The 8,332-nt window shown below is 68.8% G+C and carries 7 protein-coding genes; all 7 read left to right on the top strand.

Annotated features, from left to right (window positions below; all coding sequences use genetic code 11):
* Positions 1-56: 56 nt before the first annotated feature.
* The 7 genes from ACFDR9_RS25880 (at position 57) to ACFDR9_RS25850 (ending at position 8,083) form a co-directional block, all read left to right on the top strand.
* Complete coding sequence (locus ACFDR9_RS25880) at positions 57-2,468, top strand: EAL domain-containing protein (RefSeq protein ID WP_409032826.1); 2,412 nt, start codon at positions 57-59, stop codon at positions 2,466-2,468.
* 119 nt (positions 2,469-2,587) lie between these two features.
* Complete coding sequence (locus ACFDR9_RS25875) at positions 2,588-3,865, top strand: paraquat-inducible protein A (protein WP_035787879.1); 1,278 nt, start codon at positions 2,588-2,590, stop codon at positions 3,863-3,865.
* Positions 3,858-5,498, top strand: a complete 1,641-nt coding sequence (locus ACFDR9_RS25870) for an intermembrane transport protein PqiB (protein ID WP_409032825.1) — start codon at positions 3,858-3,860, stop codon at positions 5,496-5,498. Before ACFDR9_RS25875 ends, ACFDR9_RS25870 begins: the two co-directional genes overlap by 8 nt.
* Entirely contained in the window at positions 5,495-6,115 is a 621-nt protein-coding gene (locus ACFDR9_RS25865) for a membrane integrity-associated transporter subunit PqiC (RefSeq protein ID WP_232429747.1), read from the top strand. The genes ACFDR9_RS25870 and ACFDR9_RS25865 overlap by 4 nt, the downstream gene beginning before the upstream one ends.
* Before the next feature lie 113 nt (positions 6,116-6,228).
* Positions 6,229-6,534 (top strand): NIPSNAP family protein, encoded by a 306-nt coding sequence (locus tag ACFDR9_RS25860; protein WP_026133310.1) that lies wholly within the window; start codon positions 6,229-6,231, stop codon positions 6,532-6,534.
* Entirely contained in the window at positions 6,531-7,511 is a 981-nt protein-coding gene (locus ACFDR9_RS25855; RefSeq protein ID WP_409032824.1) for a hypothetical protein, read from the top strand. The genes ACFDR9_RS25860 and ACFDR9_RS25855 overlap by 4 nt, the downstream gene beginning before the upstream one ends.
* Positions 7,512-7,519: 8 nt before the next feature.
* Positions 7,520-8,083, top strand: a complete 564-nt coding sequence (locus tag ACFDR9_RS25850; RefSeq protein WP_232429748.1) for a YdcF family protein — start codon at positions 7,520-7,522, stop codon at positions 8,081-8,083.
* Positions 8,084-8,332: the final 249 nt, after the last annotated feature.

Here is an 8,332-nt window from a genome sequence, read left to right as displayed (position 1 = left end):
GTGTATTGCGGGTGTGGGAGTGTTTGACCGTGGGCAGTCAGGGTGTCCGGGCTCGGTTGGAGCGGGTTGTATGCGTCCGCTGCGACCCCGCCGCGGCTGCCGGGGCGGCGGACCTGTTCGCGCTGCGCGCCGACATGCTGGAGCGGCGGCGGGTACTGCAGCGCTTCCATGGCGAACTGCGCCGCCAGGGCGCCGCGCTGGCCGGCGCCGCGCGCCAGCAGTCGTCCCAGCTGACGCGCGACTACCGCGGCGCCGTGCGCGAGCTGGTGCAAGCGTCCAACCGCCGCCAGCAGTGGGTGTTGGCGATGCTGGCCGGTAGCGTGTTGCTGGCCTGGCTGGTCGGGCGGGTGTTCCTGGGGCGCCATGTGCTGGCGCGCCTGAGCGACATCAGCCACGCGCTGCGGCGCGGCCATGCCGGCGCCGGCGCCGGCGCGGCCGCGCTGGCGGTCGACGCCGCCGACGAGATCGGCGAGATGGCGCGCGCGGTGCAGCGCTTCCTGCACGACCGGCTGCAGCTGGAAAAGCGCACGCTGGAGCTGGGCGACGCCAAGGAGCGCCTGGCCGAGCAGAACCAGCAGTTGCAGGAGGAGGCGGTGGTGCGCCTGCGCGCCGAAACGCTGTGGGTCAAGCAGGGCAGGGTGCTGGAGATGATTGCCAGCAGCACGCCGCTGGCCGAGGTGTTGGAGAGCCTGGTGCTGTTGATCGAGTCGCAGATGGAGGGCATGATGGCGTCGGTGCTGTTGCTGGAGGAGGACGGCCGCCATCTGCGCCACGGCGCCGCGCCCAACCTGCCGGCGCACTACACGGCGCTGATCGACGGCCTCGCCGCCGGACCCAAGGCGGGCTCCTGCGGCACCGCCGCGCACCGCGGCGAAACCGTGATCGTCAGCGACATCCTGGTCGATCCGCTGTGGGACGACTACCGCGCGCTGGTGGCGCCGTATGGCTTGCGCGCCTGCTGGTCGACCCCGGTGATGCTCAACGACGGGAAAATCCTCGGCACCTTCGCGCTGTACGCCTACCAGGTGCGGGTGCCCAGCGCGGCCGAGACGCGCCTGATGGAGATGGCCACGCGCATCGCCGGCATCGCCATCGAGCGCAGGAACACCGAGGAGCAGATCCGCTACATGGGCCAGCACGACGCGTTGACCGGCCTGCCCAACCGCACGCTGTTGGAGGACCGCTTGAAGCAGGCGATGTTCTACGCCCAGCGCTACGAGCGCGAGGTGACGGTGGCCTTCCTCGACCTCGACCATTTCAAGCTGATCAACGACAGCCTGGGCCACAACGCCGGCGACGAGCTGCTCAAGGCGGTGGCCGACCGCATGTTGCTGTGCGTGCGCGCGACCGACACGGTGGTGCGCCTGGGCGGCGACGAATTCGTCATCGTGCTGTGCGACCAGGCCGAGGCGGCCGGCGGCGTGGCGCGGGTGCTCGGCGACATCCGCGACGCCATCGGCCAGCCGGTGCACGTCGCCGGGCAGCGTCTGCAGATCACCTGCAGCATGGGCCTGGCGAGCTATCCGGCCGACGGCGCCGACACCACCACGCTGCTGATGCACGCGGACGCGGCGATGTACCGCGCCAAGGAGCTGGGGCGTAACAACTACCAGTTCTACACCAGCGAGATGAATCTGAAGATCCAGCAAAAGCTGGCGCTGCAGGAGGGCTTGCGCAACGCCGTCGAGCGCGCCGAGTTCATCCTGCTGTACCAGCCGCAGGTGGACCTGGACAGCGGGCGCATGATTGGCGTCGAGGCGCTGATCCGCTGGCGCCACCCGCAGCTGGGCATGGTGGCGCCGGACGCCTTCATTCCGCTGGCCGAGGAGAACGGCCTGATCGTGCCGATCGGCGACTGGGTCATCCAGACCGCGTGCCGGCAGAACCGCGCCTGGCAGGACGCCGGCCTGCCGCCGATCACCATGTCGGTGAACCTGTCGGCGCGCCAGTTCAAGGAGGCCAACCTGGTCGCCCGCATCGCCGAGGCGTTGCGCGACAGCGGCCTGGCGCCGCGCTACCTGGGCATGGAGCTGACCGAAAGCCTGATCATGCAAGACTTGCAGCAGGCGCTGCAGACGATGCGCGAGTTGCAGGCGATGGGCGTGCAACTGTCGATCGACGATTTCGGCACCGGCTATTCCAGCCTGTCGGCCTTGAAAAGCTTCCCCATCGGCCGCCTGAAGATCGACAAGTCGTTCGTGCGCGACCTGCCCGACGACGACGACGACCGCGCCATCGCCACGGCGGTGATCTCGCTGGGGCACAAGCTGCAGCTGAAAGTGGTGGCCGAGGGCGTCGAGACGCAGGCGCAGCGCGACTTCCTGCACGCCAACGGCTGCGACGAAATGCAGGGTTACCTGTTCAGCCGGCCGGTGCCGGCCGAGGAGATCGTGCGCCTGTTCGAGGGGCAGGCCGGGCAACACTTCACGGCAAGCCCGCAACCCCGGGGTCAGACCATCGCGGTGTGACCCCGGCTCGTTGCCGGCGCGGGTTTTTGGCGCCGCCGGCCCGCCCACTGAACGGCATTCGCGCTTGCACGCGCGCCGATACCGTATGATATGCAACATTATCCAGCCTCCGCGAACCCGTGCATCGATACGACCTGATCAGCTGTCATGACTGTGGCACATTGCACCGCAAGCGGCCGCTGCGTCCGAGGGAGAAGGCGCGCTGCACGCGCTGCCGTTCGGTGCTCTACCGCGGCGGCACCGCCGACCTGGACCGGGTGGTCGCGCTGACGCTGGCCACCGCGCTGGTGTTCCTGATCGCCCAGTTCTTCCCCATCGTCGAGCTGGAGGTCAACGGCTACACGTCCAGCGCCACGCTGCTCGGCGCCATCGTCGTGCTGTGGTCGGAACAGATGCAGCTGGTGGCGGCGATGGTGTTCCTCTTCACGATACTGTTCCCGGCGGTCGAACTGGGCGCGCTGCTGTACGTCGCGCTGGGCCTGCGCGCCGGCGCGCCGCCGCCCGGCTTGAACCGGGTGCTGCGCGCGGTGCAGGCGGCGCGCCGCTGGGGCATGACGGAGGTGCTGATGATCGGCATCCTGATCACCGTCATCAAGATGACCAGCCTGGCGCGGGTGCTGCCGCAGCCGGGCCTGTACGCCTTCGGCGCGCTGACCCTGATGCTGGCGCTGGTGGTGGCGTTCGACCCGAAGACGCTGTGGAACCTGGCCGACGACCTGGCGCCGCGGCCGCCGCCGCGACTCGACTACGCGGCGCTGCGCGCCTCGGGCGCCGAGCTGCTGCCCTGCCACGCCTGCGGCCTGGTCACGCCGGCGGCGCCGGCGCGCGCCCGCCAGCGCTGCGCGCGCTGCGCCGGCGCGCTGCACCGGCGCCGCCCGGACAGCGTGGCGCGCACCTGGGCGCTGCTGATCGCCGCGGCGATCCTGTATATCCCCGCCAACATCCTGCCGGTGATGACCACCCATTCGCTGTTCGGCACCGAGGACGACACCATCATGAGCGGCGTGGTGTTTTTCTGGAACAGCGGTTCGCAGGGCATGGCGGCGATCATTTTCGTCGCCAGCGTGGTGGTGCCGATGCTCAAGCTGGCGGTACTGACGCTGCTGGCCTGGAGCGCGCAGCGGCGCTCGCGCTGGCGCCCGCTGCAACGCACGCTGCTGTACCGGATGGTGGAATTCATCGGCCGCTGGTCGATGCTGGATATTTTCGTCGTCACCCTGACCGTCGCGCTGGTGCGCTTCCAGGCCTTGGCCGTGATTACGGCCGGCCCGGGCGCGCTGGCCTTCGGCGCGGTGGTGGTGTTGACCATGCTGGCGTCGATGCAGTTCGACCCGCGCCTTATCTGGGACCACGTCGACCGTGGCCCGCTTGCCCCCCCTGGAGAAAAACATGTCTGAGCACGAGCCGAGCATCGCGGGCGCCGTCGCCCGCCCACCCGCGCCGCCGCTGCCGCCGGAACCCGAAGTCGAGCCGGCCAGCCGCTGGCTGCCGTCGCTGGTCTGGCTGATCCCGTTGCTGGCGGCGCTGATCGGCGCCGCGCTGGTGGCCCGTTCGGTGCTCGACCAGGGGCCGACGGTGACGGTTAGCTTCCGCAGCGCCGAGGGGCTGGAGCCGGGCAAGACCAAGGTCAAGTACAAGGACGTCGAGATCGGCCTGGTGCGCGCCATCAAGCTCGGCGAGGACCTGTCGAAGGTGCTGGTGACGATCGACATGAGCAAGGAGGCCAAGCGCTTCACGGCGCAGGACACGCGCTTCTGGGTGGTGCGTCCGCGCGTCGGCGCCAGCGGCGTGTCCGGCCTGGGCACCTTGCTGTCGGGCGCCTACATCGGCGTCGACGCCGGCAAGTCGGCCGAGCGCGACGACGCCTTCACCGGGCTGGAGAACGCGCCGCCGGTGGCCGGCGACCAGAAGGGCAAGCTGTTCAAGCTGCACGGCGACAGCCTCGGCTCGGTCGACATCGGCTCGCCGCTGTTCTACCGCCGCGTGCAGGTCGGCCAGGTGGTCAGCTTCGCGCTCGACAAGGCCGGCAACGGCGTCAGCATGGAGGTGTTCGTGCAATCGCCGTACGAGCAGTTCGTCGGCCAGAATTCGCGCTGGTGGCACGCCAGCGGCGTCGACGTGCGGCTCGACTCGAACGGTTTCAAGCTCAACACCCAGTCGCTGGCGGCGATGGTCGTCGGCGGCATCGCCTTCGAATCGCAGAACGGCCAGCGGCCCGACGCGGTGGCCGCCGCCGGCACCACCTTCCCGCTGGCGGCCGACCAGGCCAGCGCGATGCGCGAGCCGGACGGCGCGCCGATCACCACCGTGTTTTATTTCGACCAGTCGCTGCGCGGCCTGTCGGCCGGCGCCACGGTCGACTTCCGCGGCATCGTGCTGGGCGAGGTGCGCTCGGTCGGCGTCGAGTACGACAACCTCAAGAAGAGTTTCCGCATGCCGGTGACGGTCGACCTGTACCCGGGCCGCCTGGGCAAGCGCTTCCAGCAGACGCTGGAGAACGAGTACCGCAAGGAAGGCCACGACGTGCTGGGACGGATGGTCAGCCGCGGCATGCGCGCCCAGCTGCGCACCGGCAACCTGCTGACCAGCCAGTTGTACATCGCGCTCGACTTCTTCCCGAAGGCGCCGCCGGTCAAGCTCGACTTCAACCAGTATCCGATGGAGGTGCCGACGGTGCCGAACAGCCTGGACGAGTTGCAGACGCAGATCGCCAGCATCGTCAAAAAGCTCGACCAGGTGCCGTACGCCGAGATCGCCGCGAACTTGAACGCCACCGTGAAAAGCGCCGACGCGATGATCAAGCGGCTCGACGGCCAGGTTGTGCCGGAGATGCAGAAAACCCTGGACGCGGCCAAGCAAACCTTCAGCACCGCCGAACAGGTGCTGCAGAAGGACTCGCCGCTGCAATCGGACGTGCGCCAGGCGCTGCAACAACTGACGCAGACGCTGCAGTCGCTCAACGGCCTGTCCGACTATCTGGAACGCCACCCGGAAGCGCTGCTCCGCGGTAAAAAAGGAGACCAAAAATGACCCGCCATGCCATGTTGCGCCGCGCGCCCGCGCTGGCCCTGTTTGCCGCGCTGGGCCTGCTGGCGGCCTGCGCCGCGCCGCAGGTCGAGCGCTTCTACACCCTCAACGGCGGCGCCGAGGCGGCGCCGGCCAAGACCGCGGTGAACTATTACGTCGAGGTGCTGGCCGTTAGCGTGCCGCAGCAGGTCAGCCGCAACCAGCTGGTGCTGACCGGCGCCGGCGGGCGCGTCGAACTGTTGGAGCAGGAGCGTTGGGCCGGGCCGCTGGCGGCCGAGATCGGCCAGGCGTTGTCGATCGGCATCACCGGCGAGCTGGGCGCGATCGACGTGTACCGCACGCCGTATCCGGACACGCTGCCGGTGTACCGCGTCAGCACCAACGTGCAGCGCTTCGAATCGGCGCTGGGCCAGTACGCGCTGGTGGACGCGGTGTGGAGCGTGCGCCAGCTGGCCAGCGGCAAGGTGCTGACCTGCCGCAGCGTGGTCAACGAAAAAGTCGGCGCCGGCTACGAGGCGCTGGTGGCGGGCCACCGGCGCGCGCTGGGCCAGGTGTCGCAGCAGATCGCCAACAGCATCCGCAGCTTCCCGAAAGACGGCGGCGGCTGCAACGCGGCGTAAAAACGTGGTGCCGGGCGCACCGTTGAGCGCTCCGGCCGCGCTGAACCCGCGATAAATTGCAGTATCATGCCTGTTGAACAACGGACCGCGGGTCCACCAACAGAGGAAACGGCATGGTCACTTGTTATTTGCGCTACATCATCGATCCGTCCAAGCTCAAACAATTCGAGCGCTACGGGCAAATGTGGATACCGCTGGTGGAAAAATTCGGCGGCCAGCACCACGGCTACTTCCTGCCGTCGGAAGGCGCCAGCAACGTCGCGCTGGCGCTGTTCAGCTTTCCCAGCCTGGCCGAATACGAGCAATACCGCATCAAGATGCTGGACGACGCCGACTGCGTCGCCGCCTTCCACTACGCCGACGAAACGCAGTGCATCGTCAGCTACGAAAGAAGCTTCTTCCGCCCCGTATTCACATGAAAAAATTCTCCGTCGTCGGCGCGCTGCTGGCCGCCTGCGCGATCGGCGCGGCGGCCGTGCTGTGGGTCTCGCACGGCGCCGAGGCGCAGCACGCCGCGCCGGTGGGCGGCGACGGCGCGCGGCCTGCCGTGTTTAACGAAGGCACGGCGATGCGCGCCATTTTCGGCGCCTACAACAGCGCGCAAAAGGGCACCTTGATCCCGGTGGCGAACACGGCCGCGTGGAGCCTCAAGGGCGCCGAGGTGCTGGCCACGCCGATGCTGGCGGTGACCTACGACGATGGCGGGGTGGAAAAGGGCGTGCTGGCGATCCAGCGGCAAACGGTGACGACGGACGGCGAGGTGGTCGACTCGCACGCCACGGCGGCCGATATGTCGGTGTATGTCTTCATCCACAAGGGCGGGCAGTGGGTGTTTGAAAAGGGCAAACAGGTGGTGGCGACGGCCGGGGCCCACGGCAACGCGCCCAACGGCCGGCTGCTGCGCATCGGCGACGGCAAGTTCGGGCTGCTGTTCGAGGGCGGCGACGTGCACCAGGGCGTGAGCAACGACTACGCCATTCTCGTCGACCTCAGCGCCGCCACCGTGCGGCAGACGTTCGAGTTCGAAACCGGGCGCTCCAACAGCGGCACCTGCTCGGACGATCCCAAGGAGTTGGCAGAACCCGGCACCACCTTGCACCCGTGCTGGGGCTTCGAGGCCAAGCTGGCTTTCCTGAAAAACGGGCCGGGCGAGTATTTCGCGATCCGCGCCACGTATAGCGGCACCACGGACGAGGATGCGACCAAGCCGCTGAAAAAAGTCGAGTATTACACGATGACAAAAGACGGCTTCAAGTGGCACCGCCAGCCCCAGCCCCAGCCCCAGCCCCAGCCCCGCATCGCCGAGGCGCTGGCCGACGAGGAGGTGTTTGGCGTCGGCGGCGGCCAGGGCCGGGAGGCCAATATGGCCACCATACCGCGGCGCCTGCTGAAGTGAGGCGCCCGGTGACGACCGTTGCCAGGATCGCCATCATGGCGGGCATGCTGCTGGCCGGCGGCGGCTGCGCCATCGTCGCCGACGGCCTGAGCGACGACGCCCGGCGCAGCGACGTTGGCATTGTGCTCGGCTCGAAGGTGGAGCTGGACGGCCGGCCATCGGCGCGCCTGGCGGCGCGGCTGGACAAGGCCGTCGAGCTGTACCGCGCCGGCCTGTTTCCCAGCGTGATCGTTAGCGGCGGGCTGGGCAAGGAAGGCTACGACGAAGCCGCGACCATGCGCGATTATCTGGTGGCGCGCGGCGTGCCGGCGGCGGCGGTCATCGTCGACGCCGCTGGCGTCAACACCGAGGCGACGGCGAGAAACAGCGCCGCGCTGATGCGCCAGCGGGGTATGACGAGCGCGCTCGTGGTGACCCAGTATTTCCACGTCACCCGCAGCAAGATGGCGCTGCGCGACAACGGCGTGGCGACGGTGTACTCGGCCCACCCGCGCTATGTCGAGTGGCGCGACGTATATTCCACCTTGCGGGAGGCGGTCGCCGTGCCGGTGTATATATTCGGCGCGAAATGACTGTGCAGGGAGGTGTTGCCATGGGCAACGGCTGGATTGTTTCCCCTGTAGCGTCAGCACGCTGTCGAGCCCGCGCGGCTGGCTCCGTACCGCGGGCCGGCACGATGAGGTGCTGTTTTGCTTGTGGTGCTGGGGGGGGGGGCCCCCGCCCCCCCCAAGGAACAACCCCCCCCTCCCCCCCCCCCCCCCTCCCCCACCTTCCCCCCCCCCCCGCACAAACCCCCCCCACCCCCAACAACCCCCCCCCCC

The organism is Janthinobacterium sp. CG_23.3, assembly GCF_046115965.1.
Taxonomy (GTDB): Bacteria; Pseudomonadota; Gammaproteobacteria; order Burkholderiales; family Burkholderiaceae_D; genus Janthinobacterium.
The sequence above is the reverse complement of the archived record's forward strand: the minus strand, read 5'-3'. Positions and strand labels throughout refer to the sequence as shown.